This window comes from Rhodococcus sp. C26F, assembly GCF_053345925.1.
This window is the reverse complement of sequence record NZ_JBKFBA010000001.1, coordinates 332,443-352,943: the sequence shown is the minus strand read 5'-3', so window position 1 is coordinate 352,943 and position 20,501 is coordinate 332,443. Positions and strand designations below refer to the sequence as shown.

Below are 20,501 nucleotides of genomic sequence, written 5' to 3'. Positions count from 1 at the left end.
ATGGGTCTGCTGACCTCCCTGCTCACGCTGCCCCTCGCTCCCGTCAAGGGAGTGATGTGGCTCGGAGAGATCATCCAGGAGCAGGTCGAACAGCAACTGCACGATCCCGCCAACGTGCGGCGCGAACTCGAGCAGATCGAGGAAGCGGCGGAGGCGGGCGAGCTGACGCCCGAGGAGAAGGACGAGGCGCAGCAGGCCGTGCTGAACCGGATGATCTCCCGGGGTGGATCCGGCCCCGCCGAGGGAAAGGAGTGATCCCGTGGCGCAGGACACCGGCCCGCCCGCGATCTCGGCGGCCGAGGCCGCATCGGCGGCCCTCACACATCTGAAGGAACTGACCTCGAAGGAGGCTCAGGGGGTCACCTCCGTCGAACCCACCGAGGACGGATGGGTCGTCGAGGTGGAGGTCGTGGAGGACAGGCGGATCCCGTCGTCGGCCGACATGCTCGCGCTCTACGAGGTGGAGGTCGACCTGGACGGGAATCTGCTCGCGTACCGGCGGACCCGGCGTTACGGACGCGGCAGCAGCGACATCGGTGCGAGGACCGGGTCATGACGGTGGTCGGTGGGGGAGGCGGAACGTCGTCGCCGCAGCCCTACGGGGGTGGAGGCCGGTCGACCAATCTCGGCGACATCCTCGAGCGTGTCCTCGACAAGGGATTGGTCATCGCCGGCGACATCCAGGTGAATCTGCTCGACATCGAACTGCTCACGATCAAGCTCCGTCTCGTCATCGCATCGCTCGAGACGGCCAAGGCCGTCGGGATCGACTGGTGGGAGAGCGATCCGTGGTTGACGAGCAAGGCTCGCGCACCCGAGGTCGATTCGAGCCGGGCGGAACTCGAGTTGGAGAACCGGCAGCTGCGCGAGCGGTTGGCCGCACTCGAGGCCCGAGCGGAGGAACTGGAGCCGGAACCGGCGGAGATCGTGGACGAGGAGGACCGTGACTGACACGACCGGGATCTGGATGTACGCCGTGACCGACGGGACGCTCGTCGGCCACGAGACCGAGGGCGCCTCCGGTGTCGCCGGCGAGCCGGTCCGCACGGTGCAGGAGGGCGGACTGACCGCCGTCGTCGGAACGGTGCCCCTGGGCGATTTCGGCGAGGCCGCACTGGCTCGCAATCTCGAGGACCTGGACTGGCTGGAAAGAGTGGCCCGCGCCCATGATTCGGTCGTCGCCGGATTGGCACGGCACGCCTCCGTGGTACCCCTTCGACTCGCGACCGTCTGCCTCGACGACGAACGGGTCCGGGCCCTGCTCACCGAGCACCGGGAGCAGTTCGCGTCTGCGCTCGCCCTCGTGACCGGTCGTACCGAATGGGGGGTCAAGGCGTTCGCCGATCGCAAGGCGCTGACCGCGGCCGCCGCCGAAGCGCATGCGGAGGGGGCGGGTTCCGGTGCGGGCACAGCCTATCTGCTGCGCCGGCGTGCGCAATTGGCGGCGCAGGAGAGCGTCGAACGCGACGCCGCCGAACGCGCCGCCGAGATCCACGAGCGACTGCTGCGCGTATCCGCTGCGGGTCGCCGGAGCGCGCCGACCGATCCGGCACTGAGCGGCAGCCACGAGTGGATGCTGCTCAACGGGACGTATCTCGTCGACGACGACAGGACGGACGAATTCCGTTCCGAGGTGGAGGAACTCGGTGGCCTGCATCCGGGGATCAGGCTCGAGACGAGCGGTCCGTGGCCGCCCTATTCGTTCGCGGGAGCAGAACGGATCTCGCCGTGAGGTACGCCGACGGATCGGTGGACGAGGAACGGCGGATCGCCCTGATCGATCTGCTGGATCGGGTGCTGTCCGGGGGCGTGGTCATCACCGGCGACATCACGTTGTCGATCGCGGAGATCGACCTGGTGCGGATCTCGTTGCGCGCGTTGATCTCGTCGATCAGTACCCTGTCGCTGACCGGAGTCGACGTCCCCGTTCCCCGTGGGGCCCGGGAGGTTTCGTGAGCGAGCCGGTGAACTTCCCGTCGCGTATCGACGCCGATCCCGAATCCGTGGAGCGGGGTCTGGTGACGCTGGTGCTCACGCTCGTCGAACTGCTCCGGCAACTGATGGAGCGTCAGGCCCTGCACCGCATGGACGCGGGGGATCTCAGCGACGAGCAGATCGAACGGCTCGGCACGACACTGATGCTGCTCGAGCAGCGCATGGGCGAACTGCGCGACCATTTCGGGCTCACCCCCGAGGATCTCAACATCGATCTCGGTCCGCTGGGGACACTGCTGCCCCGGGAGTGAGCCCGATCGGTCACATTCCGGCGATCTCCACGAGCTCGTAGTCCTTCACACCGCCGGCGAGCACCCGCAGGTGGTCGTCCATGGTGCCGAGGGTGTGCTCGATCGCGGTCAGGCGGCTCAGGTAGTGGCCGATGGAATGCTCGGCCGTGACACCGATACCGCCGTGCATCTGCACGGACTCCTGGCCGATCTTCCGAGCGGACCGGCCGACCTGCAGCTTGGCACGCGAGGCGATGGTCGGGTCGACGATGCCGTCGGCGAGGGCCATGGTCGCGTACAGGCTCATGCTCGACGCCAGCTCGTACAGCACGTACATGTCGGCCGCACGGTGGGTGAGCGCCTGGAACATCGACAGCGGCACACCGAACTGCTTGCGCTGCTTGAGATAGCTCGTCGTCAGCTGCACCGAGGAGTCGAGGGCACCGACCGCCTCGGCGCACAGCGCCGCCTGCGCGTGCACCTGCGCCGCGGTGATCGCAGCGGACGCGTCGGCCGCCTCACCGAGCGGGGTGGCCGCGACGTCGTCGAGCACGAGCTGCGCACCGCGACGCTCGTCGTGGGTGCGGTACGGCGTGCGGACCAGACCATCGGCCGATGCGTCGACGACGAACAGTCCGACGCCGCCCTCCGGGAGCTTCGCGGAGACGATGAAGGTGTCGGCGCAATCACCGTGCAGCACAGGGTTCTTGCGACCGGAGACGGTCCAGGAGTCGCCGTCGCGCGCCGCGGTGGTGGCCACCTCGGTGTGCGGCCAGCGGCTGCCCGGCTCGTCGTGCGCGAACGCGAGGAGCGCGGTGCCCTCGGACAGTCGCGGCAGGAGGTCGGAGCGCTGCGCGTCGGTGCCGACCTCGGCGACGAGCCGGCCGGGCAGGTAGACGCAGTCGAGCACGGGCTCGGGTGCGAGGGCGCGGCCGATCTCGGTCATGACGGCCATGACCTCCACCGGTCCGGCTCCCATGCCGCCGTGCTCCTCCGCGAAGGGCAGGCCGAGCACGCCGAGTTCGCCGAGTTGCTTCCACACGTCGCGGTTCCAGCCCAGGTCACCTTCGGCCACCCGGTTGCGCGACTCGACGTCGTACGCGCCGGAGAGCAGGTCGCGGACGGTCGCGCGGAGCATGTCCTGTTCGGTGTCGAGTTCGAAATTCATGTCCGGGGCCTCACAGTCCGAGAATCGAGGAAGCGATGATCGAACGCTGGACCTCGTTCGATCCGCCGTAGATGGTGACCTTGCGGTTGTTGAGGTAGGTCGGCATCGTCAGCTGCGCCCAGTCGGGCGAGTCGATGTCGGCCTCGCCGGCGGGCAGCGAATCGGGGCCGGCGATGTCGACGAGCAGTTCGGTCGCGGCCTGCTGCAGCTCGGAGCCGCGCATCTTGAGCAGCGACGATGCCGGGTTGGGCTTGCCGTCGGCCGAGCCGGCGACGACGCGCAGCTGGGTGAGCTCGAGAGCGAGCAGCTCGTTCTCGAGTTCGGCCAGGCGTGCCGCGAAGATCGGGTCGTCGAGCAGCGAGCCGCTGCCGTAGCGGGTCTCGGCCGCGAGGGACTTCGCCCGCGCGAGCTTGACCTTGGTGGCGCCGACCCGGGCGATGCCGGTGCGCTCGTTGCCGAGCAGGAACTTCGCCTGAGTCCAGCCGGTGTTCTCCTCACCGACGAGGTTCTCGGCGGGAACGCGCACGTCCTCGAAGAAGACCTCGTTGACCTCGTAGCCACCGTCGATCAGCTTGATCGGACGGCGGGTGACGCCCGGGGTGTCCATCGGGAAGAGCAGCATCGAGATGCCGGCCTGCTTCTTCGCGTTCGGATCGGTGCGGACGAGGCAGAAGATCCAGTCGGCGTGCTGCGCGAGCGTCGTCCACGTCTTCTGTCCGTTGACGATGTAGTCGTCACCGTCGCGGACGGCGCGGGTCTTGAGGGACGCGAGGTCGGAGCCGGCCTCGGGCTCGGAGAAACCCTGGCACCACCAGATGTCGAGGTTGGCGGTGGCGGGGAGGAAGCGTTCCTTCATCTCCTGCGAACCGAACTGCGCGATGACCGGCCCGATCATGGACGCGTTGAACGGCAGCGGGTCGGGCACCGACGCGAGCTGCAGCTCGCTGAGCCAGATGTTGCGCTGCATCGGCGTCCAGTCCTGACCGCCCCATTCGACGGGCCAGTTGGGAACGGCGAGGCCGCGCGAATGCAGGATGCGCTGGACGGCGACGTAGTCGTCCTTGCCCAGCGGGGTGCCGGAGGCGGTCTTCGCACGCACTTCGGCGGGGATCTCGGTGGTGAAGAAGGTGCGCAGTTCGTCGCGGAACGCACGCTCCTCCTCGGTGAGCTTCAGGTTCATGGAGGGGCCTTCCAGGGATGCCGGCGCCGTAGCGCTTCTCGCGATTCCAAACTAACCTTACATTGTTAGCTCGTCCAGGCCGGGCCGGAAGGAGGACGATGGATGGCGCGCCCGCGCACGCCTCTGCTCAGCCGTGAACTCATCCGCGACGTCACGCTGCGACTCGTCGACGAGCACGGCCTCGACGCCGTCTCGATGCGTCGGATCGCCGCCGAACTGGGTGTTCGCGCCCCGTCGCTGTACAGCCACTACGCCACCAAGGAAGAACTGCTCGACGACATCGCCGACGCCATCGGCGAATCGGTCGACGTCAGCGGGTTCGCCGAGGACGACTGGCAGGAAGCGCTCCGACGTTGGGCCCGCACCTACCGGGACGCGCTCGCCGCGCACCCGAACATGGTGCCCTTCCTCGCCGCGAGCCCCGGCACCCGGCCCGTCTCCCTCCAGGCGTCCGACGCCATCCACGGGGGCCTCACCCGCGCCGGCTGGCCGCCCCGCTTCGCGACGATGATCGGCGCCTCGATCAAGTACATCGTCATCGGCTCCGCGATCACCTCGTTCGCGGGCGGATTCGACGATCACATCGACACCTACAACGAGCGGTATCCGCATCTGTCGCAGGCGCATCGGCTTCGCGAGTACGCCGCCGAGATCGACGCCGAGAGCTTCGACCTCGTTCTCGAGTCCTTCCTGCGGGAACTCGGGCGACGATACGAGATGTTGCCTTAACGTGGACTCCATGACGCGCCCCATTCGCATCGGACTCCAACTACAGCCCCAGCAGCAACCCGACTACGGCGTCATCCGCGACACCGTGCTCCGCGCCGAGGACGCAGGCGCCGACATCGTGTTCAACTGGGACCACTTCTACCCGCTCTACGGCGACCCCGACGGCGCCCACTTCGAGTGCTGGACGATGCTCGGCGCCTGGGCGGAGCAGACCGAACGCGTGGAGATCGGTGCACTGGTCACCGGTGGCGGCTACCGCAATCCCGACCTGCTCGCCGACATGGCCCGCACCGTCGACCACATCAGCGGCGGCCGTCTCATCCTCGGCATCGGCTCGGGCTGGTTCGAACGGGACTACGACGAGTACGGTTACGAATTCGGCACCAAGGGCTCCCGCCTCGACCTGCTCGCCGAGTACATGCCCCGCATCGTGAACCGACTCGGCAAGTTGAACCCGCAGCCCACCCGGCACATTCCCATCCTCATCGGTGGCGGAGGCCCGAAGAAGACGCTGCCGATGGTCGCGAAGTACGCCGACATCTGGCACAGCTTCGGCGAGATGGAGACCCACGCCGAGAAGTCCGAGATCCTCGCGCAGCGCTGCGCTGAGGCCGGTCGTCGACCCGAGGACATCGAACGGTCCACCTCGTGGCCCGGCGCCGACGCGGCCCCGTCCTATGTCGAGCTGGGGATCACGCAGTTCACGGTGGGTGTCGGTGGTCCCGACTACGACCTCACCGAACTGCGCGAAGCCATCGCGTGGCGCGACGACAACTCCGCGCCCCCGCTGACGGGGCTGAGCTGAGCACAGCCCGTGCCGCAACGGGCCCTGAGCCGAGCTACAGTGCGTCGGTAGCATCGGTGGTGCATGTCGAACGCACCATGGCTACCGCCCTGCACCGCCGACGACTGGGACGACAGTCGTCGGCGGCGACGTCTCCGCGATACCCGCACCGGTCATCACTGGGTGCGGTTCGGTCGGCTCCGACGAGTCCTCGCGCGCACGGCCGTCGCGGCGCTCCCGCTCGTCGCCCTGTTCACCCAGTACTGGGCGTGGGACGTCGCGCCGGTCCGTGAGCGACTCGCTCTCACGCAGCCGCAGCTACATCCGATCCACGACGCGGCGACGCGGGAGGACCGCGACACGGCGGTCGTCGACCTGGTGGGCCTGGGCAACCTCGACGCGACCGAGACCGCCACGGCACTGCCCGCACTGAGCGAACTCGGGCAGGTGTGGGCGGTCGAGTACGACAACAGCGGTCTCGACACCGCCGTCGTCAGCCGCCTGATCCACGAGCGTGCCGCGTGGTCCGGGATCGAGAACATCGTGCTCACCGGGCACAGCATGGGTGGGATCATCGCCCTCGAGGTCGCCCAGCACCTGTATCAGGACACCGATCTCGAGGTGACCGGCGTGATCCTGGACTGCACGCCGCTCGACCTGCACGCCGTGCGGGCCGACGCGCGCGACGCCGGTGAGGACCTGTTGCGCTGGATCGGCTGGCTGCCCGGCGCACGGGAGAGCCGCAGCATGCGCATGCTCGTCGAGGTCGTCGCCCGCATGGACCGTTTCGTGCTCCCCTCGGACCGGTGGTACCGCCGTATCGACACCGAAGAGTTGCACGACGTCGCGGTCGAGGTGCTCCACGACAAGATCTTCTCGACCGACGCCGCGAGCAACGGACTGATCGAATCGCAGTTCCGGGCGATCGTCGCCTCCGGTGCGATCGACAACCTGCGGGCACTCGCCGACGAACGCGACGACAAGATCCGTCCCGCCATAGCGCTCCTCCGGCCACGGAACGCCATGAACGACAACGTCGTCGACGTCGAGTACAGCCACCGGATCCTGATCGACCAGTCCGGCGGTGTCGACGGCACGCTGCTGGTGTCGAAACTCGACCGCACCGGACATGCCAATCCGATCCAGGCTCCCGCGGAATACAACACCGCCATCACGAACCGGGTGGTGCCCTTCGTCGACGGCAGGCCCGGCGAGGTCGAGGACGACGAGGAGGGGTCGCCGGACGACGAGTTCTTCGATGACGACCGTCCCGGTGTCCGGCCGATCGTGGATCTCGACCGCATCGCCCCGGGCTGACCTCGGCCCGTTCTGTGACCGCCGTCTCACGGCCGCCGAATGCTCATCGGGTGTTCACCTTCTCGTTCCGTCCGACTCGCCTGACGCTCCTACGGTTCCGGCGTCGAAACCGATTTCCGAGGAGAACGTTGTGGCCCGTAGAGTCCTGCCCTTGTTCGTCACGCACGACGGCATATCGTCGCGCTCGAACATCACGTGCAAGTACAAGTGCGGGGATGCCTGTTCGCACGCCGTCCCGAACACCTCCCGCAGTGAATACTTCGGTGACATCGTGCGCGCGGCCGTCTCGCGTCGCGGGGTCCTGCGGGGCGGTGCCATGGCCGTGCTCGCCGTCGGCGCCGGTGGCGTTCTGACGGCCTGTGCGGACGATTCCGCTGCCGCGGCCGGCAGTGACGCGGGGGCTGCAGGCGATCTCGGGCCGGTGCCCGACGGCACGAACTTCACGGCGGTCGCGCCGAACACCGATGACGCGGTGACGGTTCCGGAGGGATACGAGAACGACGTCGTCATCCGGTGGGGCGATCCGGTGCTGCCCGATGCACCGGCCTTCGACATCGGTAACCAGACGGCGACCGCGCAGGAGAAGCAGTTCGGGTTCAACAACGACTTCGCCGGTCTGCTCCCGGTGGACGGCCGACCCGACACCTACCTGCTCGTCGTCAATCACGAATACACCACCGAGCCCTTCATGTTCGCCGACTACGACGCGGACGACCCGACCGAGGAACAGGTACGCATCGGCATCGCCGGGCACGGGCTGTCGGTCGTCCAGGTGAAGGGCGAGCCCGGGACCGGGCGCCTGACACCGGAATTCGGCGAATACAACCGTCGTATCACCGGAACAACCGAGTTCTTCCTCACCGGACCGGCCGCGGGCAGCGACCTGCTGAAGACCACCGCCGACCCGACCGGTACGCGGGTCGCGGGGACGTTCAACAACTGCGCCGGTGGCCTCACGCCGTGGGGCACCGTGCTGTCGGGCGAGGAGAACTTCAACCAGTACTTCGCCAACGCCGAGAGCGTGACGGACCCGGTCGTCGCCGAACGCCTCGCCCGGTACGGACTCGAGGGCGCAGAAACCGAACGGAAGTGGGAACGATTCGACCGGCGCTTCGACATCGCCGCGGAACCCAACGAGGTCAACCGGTTCGGGTGGATCGTCGAGATCGATCCGTGGGATCCGAACTCGGTGCCCGTCAAGCACACCGCACTGGGACGGTTCAAGCACGAGGCGGCCACCGTCCACATTACCGATGACGGCACCGTCGTGTCCTACAGCGGTGACGACGAACGCTTCGACTACATGTACAAGTTCGTCTCGTCGCGGAAGATGCAGCCCGGGAACTCGCGAGCGGCGGTGCGGCACAACATGACCCTGCTCGACGCCGGCACGCTCTACGTCGCCAAGCTCAGGGGGGACCATCCGGACGAGATCGACGGATCCGGAACGCTTCCCGAGGCCGGCGAGTTCCGCGGCAGCGGCGAGTGGATCCCGTTGTTGCGTTCGAACGAGGACGGCAGCGCCGAGTCGCTGGTCGACGGTATGAGCGCCGAGGAGGTCGCGGTGTTCACCCGCCTCGCGGGCGACAGGGTCGGCGCGACGAAGATGGATCGTCCCGAGGACTTCGAACCGAATCCGGTCACCGGCAAGGTCTACGTCGCACTCACCAACAACACCAAGCGCGGCGTCGACGGCGCCGCGCCGGCCGACGAGGCGAATCCACGCGAGAACAACAAGAACGGTCAGGTCCTCGAGATCGACGACGACCACGCGGGTACGTCCTTCACGTGGACGCTGCTGCTCGTGTGCGGGGACCCGAACGAGGCCGATACCTACTTCGGCGGCTTCGACAAGTCGCAGGTCAGTCCGATCTCGTGCCCCGACAACCTGGCCTTCGATTCGTACGGCAACCTGTGGATCTCCACCGACGGCAACGCACTCGGCTCCAACGACGGGTTGTTCAGCGTCGTCCTCGACGGTCCGCGCCGCGGTGAGACGAAGCAGTTCCTCACCGTGCCGATCGGTGCCGAGACGTGCGGTCCGATCGTGCAGGACGGCCGGGTCGTGGTGTGCGTGCAGCATCCCGGGGAGACGGACGACGCGTCGTGGGCATCGCCGGCTTCGCACTGGCCCGACGGAGGCGACTCCCAGCCGCGTCCCGCCGTGGTCGCGGCATGGAAGTCGGACGGCGGACGCATCGGGGTCTGACACCTCGTGCGTGGTTCCGGTCGCGCTCGCTACCGGAACCACGCACGGGTCATCCGAGCCAGTCCAATACCGCTGCGGCGGTCCACGACTGCTGCATGCTGCCGAGCGGGTCGCCGGTGAACGGTTCGTAGTACTCGGCGAAAGTGCCGTCGCTTGCCTGCCGGAGTCCTTCTGCGCGAAGCACGTTCGCCCGTTCGGCCCAGCCACGACGGGCGAACGCCCACGAGAACAACCACGTCATCACGGGCCACACCGGTCCGCGCCAGTACTCGCGGGGACGGAAGTCGCCCGAGACGGGAGACGTCGACGGCGGTACCGCATAGCGAAGATCCGGATGCCCGCAGAACTTCGGCCCTTCGAAGGTGCGCAGCAGCGCCCGCTCGGCCTGCCGGTCGAGGCCACCGCACAGCAGCGGCGCGAACATCGCGAGAGTGTCGGTGGCGACCCACTTCCCGCTGCGCAGGTCGAAGTCCTTCGCCGCGCCCGTGCGCGGGTCGGTCGTGGCGATCACGCCCTTCCGGAACCGTTCGGACCACGAATAGAGCTCGCGCACATCCGCGTTGGGACGGGCATGTTCCTCACCGATGGTCGCGAGCACCTCGCACGACAGTGAGAAGACCGCGCTGACGAAGACGTCCTCGACCGCGAAGCTCATGGCCTTCGCGAGCACGCTGTCCTCGTAGCGCGCCGTCTTCATCTCCTCGAGCAACCACAGATAACGCGCGTATTCACGGTCGGTGGGTCGCTGGGTGGCGTCGGCGACGTGCTCGAGATCCTCGCGATGGAAGGGCGGCACCGGACCGGCGATGACGTTGGCGTACGCCGTATCCCAGCGCGGGGAGTTGTCCATGCCCGACTCCCACCCGTGGTACAGCGCGATGCGGCCGTTGCCGTCGAGATCGCGCGCGTGCGCGAGCCAGCGGTGCCAGCGCACGAGATCCGCCCACCGGCGATCCAGGAACTCCTCGGCGACAGCACGTGTCGAGCGGCCGTGCCGCCGTGAATGCTCGAGGATGCGCTGCACGGCGATGGCGTGCACGGGAGGCTGGGTGATGCCCGAAGTCTGCACCTGCGCCGGTGCGTGCGCGGCCAATTCGGAGACCGCCCAGCGTGCCGGGCCGGGGAAGTAGCCGTCGACACCGTTGGCGAAGACGATGTGCGGGATCATCCCGTTCTTCCACTGCGCCGAGAGCAGGGTGTCGAGTTCGACCACCGCCCGTTCGACACTGAGCGGCGCGAGCCCCACGGCGACGAACGCCGCATCCCAACTCCACATGTGTGGATAAAGCTTGGGAGCGGCACTCGTCATGGTGCCCAGGTCGTTCCCACGCAACAGGTACGCCGCGCGTGCGGCGAGCTGTGTGGAGGTGAATCCTCGGTCCGGCATGGCCCCCATTCTCTGTGCTGCGGACGGATCCGCACGACGAGGGCCGCAGCTGTAACAGCGCCGACACATTTCGTGCCGGCGCTGTGTCGAGCTGTGCTGTATCGAATTGTCAGGGGATGGTCAGTGCGCGGAGGGCAGGAAGGCCGTCGAACCCGACAGGTCGCCCGGACGGTGGGAGGCCGGGGCGAGCAGGCCGCGACGCTCGAGGATCGGGCGCACGCCCTCACCGAAGCGGTAGGCCTCCTCGAGATGCGGGTAGCCCGACAGCACGAAGTGGTCGAGTCCGATCTCGGCGTACTCGGCGATGCGGTCGGCGACCTCCTGGTGGGAACCCACGAGCGCGGTGCCTGCGCCACCACGGACGAGTCCGACGCCCGCCCACAGGTTGGGGGAGACCTCGAGGCTGCGGGCGTCCTTGCTCGCGGCGTAGGCGCTGCCGCCGCCGTGCAGCTCGACCATCCGGCGCTGCCCCTCGGAACCGGAGCGGGACAGGCTCTGCTGGGCCTTCTCGATGGTCGCGGGGTCGAGCGCGGAGAGCAGGCGGTCGGCCTCGGCCCAGGCCTCCTCGGAGGTGTCGCGGCTGATGACGTGCAGGCGGATGCCGTAGTCGAGGGTGCGTCCCTGGATGTCGGCGAGGCCGCGGATCCACGCGATCTTGTCGGCGACGGCGGCCGGCGGCTCACCCCACGTGAGGTAGGTGTCGCAGAACTGCGACGCGACGGTGCCGGCAGCGGGAGAGGACCCGCCGAAGAAGAGCGGCGGCACCGGATCGGGGATGCGCTGGAGCTGGGCGTTCTCGACCTGGATGTACTCGCCCTTGAAGTCGACCGGGCCGTTGCCCGCCCACAGACGCTTGATCACGTCGAGGTACTCGCCGCAGCGCGCGTAGCGCTGGTTCTTGTCGAGGAAGTCGCCGAAGGTGCGCTGTTCGTGGTCCTCTCCGCCGGTGACGACGTTGAGAAGCAGGCGTCCCTGCGACTGCCACTGGAAGGTCGCGGCCATCTGCGCGGCCAGCGTGGGGCTGATGAGCCCGGGGCGCAGCGCGACGAGGAACTTGAGGGTCTCGGTGGTGTCGATCAGCATCGCCGTCGTCAGCCACGCGTCCTCGCACCACGCACCGGTGGGGGTGAGGACCGATTCGAAGCCGCTCGACTCCGCAGCGGCGGCGATCTGGTTCAGGTAGCGCAGCGTCGCCGGACGATCGCCCGACATCGAACTGCCGTGGCCTCCTGCCATGAGGTTTCGCGAGTCGCCGTAGGTGGGCAGGAACCAGTGCATATGCAGAGACAAGACGAAGTCCTCGAGTCGACGACAGGCAAGCGTGACATCCAGGAGAACAGCCGTCGAGGGGGCCCGGCAACATTTGCAATCAGCATGATCGGAACCCGTGCGTCAATGTGTCGGACGTGGTTAGCGTCGCCGGGTTGCACGCTGTCCACCACCGGGAATCGAGTCCATGACCACGCTGTCACAGCCCAGTTCCGCACCCGAGTCCGATCTCGATCGTCGCAGGAGACTACGCACCGTGGTCGCGGCGAGCCTGCTCGGCACCACGGTGGAGTGGTACGACTTCTTCCTCTACGCGACGGCTGCGGGCCTGGTGTTCAACCAGCTGTTCTTCCCCGACCAGAGTTCGTTCGTCGGCACGATGCTGGCCTTCGCGACCTTCGCCGTGGGTTTCGTGGTCCGACCCATCGGCGGTGTCGTCTTCGGCCACATCGGCGACCGGATCGGACGCAAGAAGACCCTCGCGCTGACGATGTTCATCATGGGCGTCGCCACCGCGTTGATGGGCGTCCTGCCCACCCACGCGCAGGTGGGTGTGGTCGCACCGATCCTGCTGCTCCTGCTGCGCATCCTGCAGGGTTTCGCCCTCGGTGGCGAATGGGCCGGGGCCGTCCTGCTCGCCGTCGAGCACAGCCCGGAGAAGAAGCGCGGCCTGTTCGGCAGCATCCCCCAGGTGGGTCTCGCGCTCGGTCTCGCGTTGGGCACCGCGGTATTCGCGGCGCTGCAGGTGATCTTCGACGAGCAGCAGTTCCTGTCGTACGGCTGGCGGATCGCGTTCCTGCTCAGCCTCGTCCTCGTCGCCGTCGGTTTCGTCGTGCGACTGAAAGTTGACGAGACCCCCGCCTTCCGGGAGGTGCAGGAGCTCGCGAAGAAGTCGTCGGCGCCGCTCGTGGACGTCTTCCGGCCCGGCGCGCGCCGCAGCACCGTTCTGGGCCTGCTGTCGCGGTGGGGCGAGGGCGCGGCATTCAACACGTGGGGTGTCTTCGCCATCACCTACGCCACCAGGGACCTGGACTTCGAGAAGGTGCCGGTGCTCCTCGTCGTCACCCTCGCGGCTCTGGTCATGGCCGTACTGCTCCCGGTGTCGGGTCTGCTGGTGGACCGGTTCGGTGCGAAGCAGGTCTACACCGTCGGCATCGCCGCCTACGGCATCGCGGTGTTCCCGACCTTCGCCCTGTTCGGCACGAACGACCTGTTCTGGTTCGCCACCGCGATGATCCTGGTGTTCGGCATCGTCCACGCCCTGTTCTACGGCGCGCAGGGAACGCTGTACGCGAGCCTGTACCCGGCGGAGATCCGCTACACGGGCCTGTCGGTGGTCTACCAGTTCTCCGGCATCTACGCGTCGGGCATCACCCCGATGATCCTCACCGCGCTCATCGCCGTCGCCGGTGGTCCGTGGCTCGCCTGCGGCTATCTCGTCCTTACGGCCGTGATCAGCGTCGTTGCCACCTCGATGATGCGCAGGGAGGACCTCCACCTCTGATCCGAGGCAAACGAGCCGGTACTAGGCTCGTCGTATGAGCAGGCAACGAGGTGGCCGCGCCGCATCGTCGCCGCGCAAGGAGAAGACGGGTGCACCGGGCGGCCCGGTCGAGGGGTTGTACGACATCGACACGGGTACGTGCGAGCTCGTCAAGGACCGCTATCTCGCCGACGGATGGGTCCTCGAGATCAACGGGGTGCCCAGCTCGCACATCGACCTGAGCGACCCGGCCCTGCTCGAGTTCGAGTACATGCGGTGGATCGCGATGCTCGTCGAGAGCAAGTTCGAACACGACTCGAGATTGCGCGTGCTGCACCTCGGTGGGGGTGCGTGCACGATGGCGCGCTACTTCGCCGCGGTCTACCCCGACGCTCGGCAGGTCGTCGTCGAGATCGACGGTCGCCTCGCCGAACTCGTCCGCCACTGGTTCGATCTACCCCGTGCCCCGTTGCTGCGTATCCGGGTGGGGGAGGCCCGTCAGGTCCTCACCTCGCTCTCCGACGCGAGCCGCGACGTGATCGTGCGGGATGTCTTCGCCTACAACCGCACTCCCGTCGCACTCACGACCCTCCAGTTCACACAGCACGCCCGACGCGTGCTCGCGCCCGGCGGTCTCTACGTCGTCAACTGCGGCGACTTCCGCGACCTGACCGTCGCGAAACGCGAGGCCGCGACGATCGGTGAGGTCTTCGAGCACACCGTGATCATCGCCGACCCCGCGATGCTCAAGGGACGCCGCTACGGCAACGTCGTCATCGCCGGCAGCGACCTGCCGCTCGGTGACTCCCCGGCCCTGGCCCGCGACCTGCTCGGCGGGGCCGTCCCCGCGCAGATCCGGCTGGGTGACCAGGTCGAGAAGTTCGCCGCCGGGGCGCGCGTGCTCGACGACAGCGAGGCCACCACACCGCCCGGAACAAAGAGCACGGGCACGTAGTTGCACGGGTCATGACGTCAGCAGCCCCTACTCCGGTACTCCAGGTCTTCCGGCTCGGTATGCCCTGGCAGACGATCGATCCCTTCCTGTTCGTCGCACACCACGTCGACGCGTATCCGGCGGGCAACGACGAGCTCGGACCCGACGCGTCGCTCGACGGCCGCCCGCTCGGCCAGGACTTCGGCAACCCGGCGGGCTGGAGCATGTACCACGGCACCACCGTCCCGGGGTTCCCCGGCCACCCGCACCGCGGCTTCGAGACGGTGACCTTCGTGCGCTCGGGTTTCGTCGACCACTCCGATTCGGTGGGCGCGGCGGCGCGTTTCGGTGAGGGCGACACGCAGTGGCTCACCGCCGGCAACGGGGTCGTCCACAGCGAGATGTTTCCTCTGCTGAACAAGGATTCGGACAATCCGCTCGAGTTGTTCCAGATCTGGCTGAACCTGCCCGCCGAGTCGAAAACCGTCGATCCGCACTTCTCGATGCTGTGGAACGAGGACACCCCCACCGTGACCGTCTCGGACAAGGACGGACGCACCGTCTCCGTCCGCGTCATCGCCGGTGAGCTCGACGACGTGACTCCGCCGCCGCCCCCGCCGAATTCGTGGGCGTCCCGACCCGGCACCGACGTGGCGATCTGGAACATCGACCTTTCGTCCGGTGCGCGCTGGGAACTGCCGGCCGCGCGCGGTGAGCAGACGCAACGGGTCCTGTACGTGTACAACGGTTCCCCCGTGCGGATCGGTGACCGGACGATCGAGTCCGGGCACGGGGTCGTCGTCGACGCGTCGGTACCGGTGCACCTCACCGGCGGCGACGAGGGCACGCAGATCCTGATGCTGCAGGGTCGCCCGATCGGCGAACCCGTCGTCTCGTACGGCCCGTTCGTGCTCAACGACGAGGCGGGTGTCCGCCAGGCGTTCGAGGACTACCGCCGCACCGGATTCGGCGGATGGCCCTGGGACAGCGACGGTCCCGTGCACGAACGTGACGCCGGCCGGTTCGCGCGGTATCCCGACGAGAAGCTCGAGCAACGCTGACGGCGTGCGCAGATCCTGTCGATTTCCGGCGGGATCGTCGACAGGATCTGCACGCCCGGCGATAGCATGCCGGGGTGACCCAGCCCGGATACGATGCCCTCGCGGATCTGTACGTCGAGCTGTTCCCCGATCCGTACCTGACGCCGCTCGAACGCCACACCGTCGCCGCCTTCGCCGAGATGGTGCAGCAGAGCCCGGTGGAGGGTGTCGTGCTGGACGTGGGCTGCGGACCCGGATACGTGGCCGCAGGCCTCGCCGAACGCGGACTCGACGTGATCGGCCTCGATCCCAGCACCCAGATGCTGCGCATCGCGCGGGGCGCCTACCCTGCCCTGCGATTCGTCCGGGACGATGCGCGACTCGGGTCCGACGAACTCCGCGGAGTGGTCCCGAGCGCGATCATCGCGCGGTGCAGCCTCATCCACGTTCCGCCGTCCGAGATCCCCGGGATCCTCGACGGGTGGGCGGAGAGGATCCCGTCCGGGGGCGTGGTGCTCATCGTGGGCCAGACAACCGACATCCCGGGCGAGGTGGTCGAGTTCGATCACGCGGTGGCGCCGGCGTGGCGGTGGCACCCGGATCGTCTCGCCGCGGCGTTGTCCGACGCCGGTTTCGACGAGGTGTGGCGGACGGTCAGCCGTCCCGATGCCGATCATCGCTTCCCCGACGTCCACCTGGCGGCGCGTCGGCGCTGACGGGTCAGGGCGTGAACTGCATCGATTCGTCGATACGACCGAACCTCATGGTGGGCACGTCGAGGAGATAGTTCTGCCGCATCAGCCACGGGCTGCGCGCACCCTGTTTGGGCAGAGCACCTTCCGCGCGGTGGATGTACCCGGCGTCGAGACCGAGCAGCGGGCGGGTACGTCCGTCGCCCGAATATCTCGGCACCGCCGAACGGTAGCCGTTGCGTCGCATGTACCGCAGCAACCGGCACACGTAGAGGGACGCGAGATCGGCACGCAGGGTCCACGACGCGTTGGTGTAGCCGAGACACATCGCGGCATTGGGCAGGCCGTCGAGCATCATGCCACGGTAGATGAACCGGGTGGAGAGGTCGATCCTTTCCCCGTCGACGACGAACTCGATTCCGCCGGCAGGCACCAGTTGCAGACCCGTTGCGGGGATCAGGATCTCGGCCTCGAGTTCGCGGCCGGACTCGAGGCGGACACTCTTCTCGGTGACGGTGTCGATCCGGTCGGTGACGATCTCGGCCTTCTCCGCGCGCAGGGTGCGGAACAGGTCGGAGTCGGGGACCACGCACAGTCGCTGATCCCACGGGTCGTAGCGCGGTGAGAAGTGGGGATCGACCGGGATCCTGCCGCGCAGGCGACGTTCGGTGAGGGTGCACAGCACGCGTTTCGCGGCCGAGGGGAACCGCTGGCAGAACTGGTAGAAGCCGAGATTGACCACGACGTTCTTCGTCCGCACCGCGCGGTGGGCCACCCTGTCCGGCAACAGGCGTCGAATCCGCGTCGCGATCGGGTCTCGCGCGGGCAGCGACATCACGTAGGTGGGGGAGCGCTGCAGCATCGTCACGTGCTCGGCCTTCTCCGCCAGGGCGGGCACGAGCGTGACGGCCGTGGCGCCACTGCCGATCACCACGATCTTCTTCCCCTCGTAGTCGAGGTTCTCGGGCCAGAACTGCGGATGCACGACCGTGCCCGCGAAGTCCTGCAGGCCGGGGATGTCGGGGAGATAACCCGACTCGTAGCTGTAGTAGCCGCTGCAGAGATAGAGGAAGGAACAGGACATCTCGACGGTTCCCTGCCCGGTCGAGGCACGCACCGTCCACCGGGCGTCCTCCGACGACCACGAAGCGTCGATCACCTTGTGGCCGAATCGGATCCGTCGGTCGATGCCGAATTCGGCGGCGGTGTCGCGGATGTACTGCAGGATGTCGGGGCCGTCGGCGATGGACTTCTCGCCCTGCCACGGACGGAACGGGAAGCCGAGCGTGTACATGTCGCTGTCCGACCGGACCCCCGGATAGCGGAACAGATCCCACGTACCACCGATCGCGTCACGACTCTCGAGGATGGCGTACCCGAGATCCGGGCACTGTGTCTGCAACCGGTAACCGGCATCGATGCCGGACAGTCCGGCTCCCACGATCAGTACGTCGACGTGTTCCACGCGCATCCCCTACCTGTCGGCCCACGCCAGCAGGTCGTCGACCTCCCAGGTGTTGATCACCTGTTCGGGTTCGACACCCCGCTCGACGGCACGTTCGCAACCGTACCCGAGCCAGTCGAGCTGCCCGGGTGCGTGCGCATCGGTGTCGATGGAGAACAGGCAGTCCGTCTCGAGCGCGAGGTCGATGAGACGCGACGGCGGGTCGCGGCGTTCGGGCCGGCAGTTGATCTCGACGGCGGTGTCGTGGTCGCGACACGCGGCGAAGACCTTCTCGGCGTCGAACTTCGACTCGGGACGGTTTCCGCGTCCCCCGGCGACGAGCCGGCCGGTGCAGTGCCCGAGGACGTCGACGTGGGGATTCGCCGCCGCACGCAGCATGCGTTTCGTCATCGTCGACCGGTCGGCCCGCAGGTTCGAGTGCACGCTCGCGACGACGACGTCGAGTTCGGCGAGCAGCCCCTCGTCCTGGTCGAGCGACCCGTCGTCGAGGATGTCGACCTCGATACCCGTGAGAATCCTTGCACCACTGCCGTTCTCGTTGATATCCGCGACGACGGCGAGCTGCGAGCGCAACCGCTCCGCGGTGAGCCCGTTCGCGACCTTCAGGCGAGGGGAGTGGTCGGTGAGGGCGAAGTACTCGTGCCCGATCATCGTCGACGCGACGCGGTGCATCTCGTCGATCGGGCTGCCGCCGTCGGACCAGTTCGAGTGGGTGTGCAGGTCGCCGCGCAGGGACTCGAGCAGGTCGCGGCCGCCGCGCCCGATCGGGTCGGCCTCCTCGCGCAACTGCTCGAGATAGGCGGGCACTCCGTCGAACGACTCGCGGACGACCGTCGCGGTCTTCTTCCCGACGCCCGGCAGATCGGTCCACGAGTCGGTCTTCCGCAGCACCTCCCGCTTGTGGTCGCTCACCTCGGCGAGCACCTCCGCCGCGCGTCGATAGGCCTGCACGCGGTAGGTGTCGGCGTGTTCGCGTTCGAGCCAGAAGGCGACTTCGCGGAGTGCGTCGACGGGGTCCACCCCTCCATTGTGGCCGCCGGGCGTCCGTAATCTGGGACGCATGCTCGAATCCGTCCGGTCGTCGTCCCCCCTCGGCGCGGTCTCCGCACTGGTCGTCGGTGCGGTGTCCGCGCTGACACTCGTCTCCGCCCGCGTGGCATCCGAGGCGAAGGACCTCATGTACGAGGTGGACGACGCACCGCCCGCCCCGGTGGTGATCGTGCCGGGCGCGCGGGTGCACGAGGGCCGTCCGATGCGGGTGCTCCGCAGCCGCCTCGACGTCGCGGTCGCGTTGATGGAACGGGGACGGGTGCAAGCCGTGCTCGTCTCGGGCGACGGGGCCGGAACCTCGGGCGACGAGATCGAGGCGATGATCGCGTATCTCGTCGAGCAGGGTGTGAACCGGGAACGGATCGTCGCCGACCCGTACGGTCTCGACACCTACGACACCGCCCGGCGTGCGGTGGCCACCTACGGCGTGCGGCAGGCGCTGATCACGACCCAGGCCTTCCACCTTCCGCGCGCAGTGGCGTTGTGCCGGCGGGCGGGCATCGACATCGCCGGAGTCCGAGCCGCGAACGAAGTGCGGCTGCGCACGCGGCTGAGGAATCTGGCGCGCGAGTACGTGCTGTCGCGACCCAAGGCGTTCCTCGAACTCCGGTTCCCGCGCGACCCGGCGGTGGAGACCCCACCGGACGACCGGCTCGCCGAGATCCTGGCCGGTCTCGAGCACGGTGCGGTGGCCGCCCCACCGTCTGCTTCCTAGGCTCGTGATCATGCGCCCCACAGCTCTCGTCACCGGAGGGGGTCGCGGTCTCGGCGCCGCGATCGCCCACGAACTCGCTCCCACCCACGATCTGCTCCTCGGCGGCCGACGTCGCGAGTCGCTCGATGCGATCCTCGAGGAACTGCCCGACGCCACGCCGTGGCCCGTGGACCTGCTCGATCACGACGCCGTCGCCGCGGCCGCCGCCGACATCGATCGGCTCGACGTGCTCGTCCACAACGCGGGCGTCGCCGAACTGGGCACGATCGCCGACAGCGAGCCCCGGCAGTGGCGCGAGACGTTCGAGGCGAACGTCGTCGCCGTCGTCGCCCTGACGCAGGTGTTGCTACCGGCCCTGCGGGCCGCGAACGGCCACGTGGTGCTCATCAACTCGGGGGCGGGTCTGCGCGTTCGCCCCGGGTGGGGTGCCTATGCCGCGAGCAAGTTCGCACTGCGGGCGTTCGGCGACGCGCTGCGGGAGGAGGAACCCGCGCTGCGGGTCACCTCGATCCACCCGGGCCGGATCGACACGGACATGCAGCGCGCGATCGTCGCGTCGGAGGGCCGCGAGTACGACCCGTCGCAGTTCCTCAGCCCCGGCACGGTGGCACGTGCGGTGCGGCAGGTCGTCGAGGCGCCGGTCGACGCCCACCCCACCGAGGTCGTTCTGCGTCCTCGCTGACGACTCGAAAGAGCTGACGGCTCGGAACGGCTGACGACTCAGAAGGGCTGACGGCTCAGAACGGCAGGGGGATCACGACCGGGGGAGCGCCCGGAATCTGGATCTGGATCTGCGGAGGCGGAGGCGCGGGAGCCCGCGGCGCCGGCGGGGGTGCCGGTGCCGGAGCCGGAGC

The 20,501-nt window shown here is 68.2% G+C and carries 22 protein-coding genes; 16 read left to right on the top strand and 6 right to left on the bottom strand.

Going from position 1 to position 20,501, the window contains the following annotated elements; all coding sequences use genetic code 11:
* Genes ACLBYD_RS01610 through ACLBYD_RS01585 form a run of 6 tightly spaced genes read left to right on the top strand, consistent with a single transcriptional unit; the run spans position 1 to position 2,246 of the window.
* Positions 1-255: a gas vesicle protein GvpG gene (locus ACLBYD_RS01610; protein ID WP_016693989.1), complete on the top strand. Its 255-nt coding sequence runs from the start codon at positions 1-3 to the stop codon at positions 253-255.
* Between the two features lie 4 nt (positions 256-259).
* The gene (gvpO, locus tag ACLBYD_RS01605) at positions 260-556 is read left to right on the top strand and encodes a gas vesicle protein GvpO (protein ID WP_060652497.1); all 297 of its coding nucleotides are present in this window, start codon (positions 260-262) and stop codon (positions 554-556) included.
* Positions 553-951 (top strand): gas vesicle protein GvpJ, encoded by a 399-nt coding sequence (gvpJ, locus tag ACLBYD_RS01600; RefSeq protein ID WP_060652496.1) that lies wholly within the window; start codon positions 553-555, stop codon positions 949-951. Before gvpO ends, gvpJ begins: the two co-directional genes overlap by 4 nt.
* A complete protein-coding gene (locus ACLBYD_RS01595) occupies positions 944-1,732 on the top strand; it encodes a GvpL/GvpF family gas vesicle protein (RefSeq protein WP_447815151.1) in 789 nt (262 codons plus the stop codon). Before gvpJ ends, ACLBYD_RS01595 begins: the two co-directional genes overlap by 8 nt.
* On the top strand, positions 1,729-1,956 hold the full coding sequence (locus ACLBYD_RS01590; protein ID WP_447815149.1) for a gas vesicle protein: 228 nt from the start codon (positions 1,729-1,731) through the stop codon (positions 1,954-1,956). Before ACLBYD_RS01595 ends, ACLBYD_RS01590 begins: the two co-directional genes overlap by 4 nt.
* Positions 1,953-2,246 (top strand): gas vesicle protein K, encoded by a 294-nt coding sequence (locus ACLBYD_RS01585; protein ID WP_016693994.1) that lies wholly within the window; start codon positions 1,953-1,955, stop codon positions 2,244-2,246. The genes ACLBYD_RS01590 and ACLBYD_RS01585 overlap by 4 nt, the downstream gene beginning before the upstream one ends.
* A gap of 10 nt (positions 2,247-2,256) precedes the next feature.
* Here the strand turns inward: ACLBYD_RS01585 and ACLBYD_RS01580 are convergent, their stop codons facing one another.
* Both ACLBYD_RS01580 and ACLBYD_RS01575 read right to left on the bottom strand, forming a co-directional pair.
* A complete protein-coding gene (locus ACLBYD_RS01580) occupies positions 2,257-3,393 on the bottom strand; it encodes an acyl-CoA dehydrogenase family protein (protein ID WP_447815148.1) in 1,137 nt (378 codons plus the stop codon).
* A 10-nt stretch (positions 3,394-3,403) separates the two neighbouring features.
* Positions 3,404-4,573 carry an acyl-CoA dehydrogenase family protein gene (locus tag ACLBYD_RS01575; RefSeq protein WP_088896931.1) on the bottom strand — a complete coding sequence of 390 codons (1,170 nt, stop codon included), beginning with the start codon at positions 4,571-4,573 and terminating at the stop codon, positions 3,404-3,406.
* Between the two features lie 102 nt (positions 4,574-4,675).
* Between ACLBYD_RS01575 and ACLBYD_RS01570 the strand changes: the two genes are divergently transcribed.
* From ACLBYD_RS01570 to ACLBYD_RS01555, 4 genes are all read left to right on the top strand, one after another.
* Entirely contained in the window at positions 4,676-5,302 is a 627-nt protein-coding gene (locus ACLBYD_RS01570; RefSeq protein WP_159417147.1) for a TetR/AcrR family transcriptional regulator, read from the top strand.
* A 10-nt stretch (positions 5,303-5,312) separates the two neighbouring features.
* Positions 5,313-6,107, top strand: a complete 795-nt coding sequence (locus ACLBYD_RS01565) for an LLM class F420-dependent oxidoreductase (protein WP_447815147.1) — start codon at positions 5,313-5,315, stop codon at positions 6,105-6,107.
* Positions 6,108-6,170: 63 nt separating this feature from the next.
* Positions 6,171-7,403: an alpha/beta fold hydrolase gene (locus ACLBYD_RS01560; protein ID WP_447815146.1), complete on the top strand. Its 1,233-nt coding sequence runs from the start codon at positions 6,171-6,173 to the stop codon at positions 7,401-7,403.
* Between the two features lie 130 nt (positions 7,404-7,533).
* Entirely contained in the window at positions 7,534-9,612 is a 2,079-nt protein-coding gene (locus tag ACLBYD_RS01555) for a PhoX family protein (RefSeq protein ID WP_447815145.1), read from the top strand.
* 49 nt (positions 9,613-9,661) lie between these two features.
* Here the strand turns inward: ACLBYD_RS01555 and ggh are convergent, their stop codons facing one another.
* Together ggh and ACLBYD_RS01545 are read right to left on the bottom strand one after the other, a co-directional pair.
* Positions 9,662-10,999 carry a glucosylglycerate hydrolase gene (gene ggh, locus ACLBYD_RS01550; RefSeq protein WP_447815144.1) on the bottom strand — a complete coding sequence of 446 codons (1,338 nt, stop codon included), beginning with the start codon at positions 10,997-10,999 and terminating at the stop codon, positions 9,662-9,664.
* Between the two features lie 120 nt (positions 11,000-11,119).
* On the bottom strand, positions 11,120-12,289 hold the full coding sequence (locus tag ACLBYD_RS01545) for an LLM class flavin-dependent oxidoreductase (protein WP_447815143.1): 1,170 nt from the start codon (positions 12,287-12,289) through the stop codon (positions 11,120-11,122).
* Between the two features lie 166 nt (positions 12,290-12,455).
* Between ACLBYD_RS01545 and ACLBYD_RS01540 the strand changes: the two genes are divergently transcribed.
* The 4 genes from ACLBYD_RS01540 to ACLBYD_RS01525 all read left to right on the top strand — a co-directional run bounded on the left by ACLBYD_RS01540 (position 12,456) and on the right by ACLBYD_RS01525 (position 16,441).
* Entirely contained in the window at positions 12,456-13,772 is a 1,317-nt protein-coding gene (locus ACLBYD_RS01540) for an MFS transporter (RefSeq protein ID WP_447815142.1), read from the top strand.
* A 34-nt stretch (positions 13,773-13,806) separates the two neighbouring features.
* Positions 13,807-14,706: a spermidine synthase gene (locus ACLBYD_RS01535; protein ID WP_447815141.1), complete on the top strand. Its 900-nt coding sequence runs from the start codon at positions 13,807-13,809 to the stop codon at positions 14,704-14,706.
* A 59-nt stretch (positions 14,707-14,765) separates the two neighbouring features.
* The gene (locus ACLBYD_RS01530; RefSeq protein ID WP_447815352.1) at positions 14,766-15,746 is read left to right on the top strand and encodes a pirin family protein; all 981 of its coding nucleotides are present in this window, start codon (positions 14,766-14,768) and stop codon (positions 15,744-15,746) included.
* A gap of 74 nt (positions 15,747-15,820) precedes the next feature.
* Positions 15,821-16,441, top strand: coding sequence for a class I SAM-dependent methyltransferase (locus ACLBYD_RS01525; RefSeq protein WP_447815140.1), 621 nt, complete (start codon positions 15,821-15,823; stop codon positions 16,439-16,441).
* A 4-nt stretch (positions 16,442-16,445) separates the two neighbouring features.
* Here ACLBYD_RS01525 and ACLBYD_RS01520 read toward each other — a convergent pair whose 3' ends face one another.
* Complete coding sequence (locus ACLBYD_RS01520; protein ID WP_447815139.1) at positions 16,446-17,888, bottom strand: flavin-containing monooxygenase; 1,443 nt, start codon at positions 17,886-17,888, stop codon at positions 16,446-16,448.
* A 3-nt stretch (positions 17,889-17,891) separates the two neighbouring features.
* Entirely contained in the window at positions 17,892-18,902 is a 1,011-nt protein-coding gene (locus tag ACLBYD_RS01515; protein WP_447815138.1) for a PHP domain-containing protein, read from the bottom strand.
* A gap of 40 nt (positions 18,903-18,942) precedes the next feature.
* Here ACLBYD_RS01515 and ACLBYD_RS01510 point away from each other — a divergent pair, with 40 nt between their 5' ends.
* A complete protein-coding gene (locus tag ACLBYD_RS01510) occupies positions 18,943-19,647 on the top strand; it encodes a SanA/YdcF family protein (RefSeq protein ID WP_447815137.1) in 705 nt (234 codons plus the stop codon).
* A 10-nt stretch (positions 19,648-19,657) separates the two neighbouring features.
* Positions 19,658-20,329 carry an SDR family oxidoreductase gene (locus tag ACLBYD_RS01505; protein WP_120283808.1) on the top strand — a complete coding sequence of 224 codons (672 nt, stop codon included), beginning with the start codon at positions 19,658-19,660 and terminating at the stop codon, positions 20,327-20,329.
* Positions 20,330-20,501: the final 172 nt, after the last annotated feature.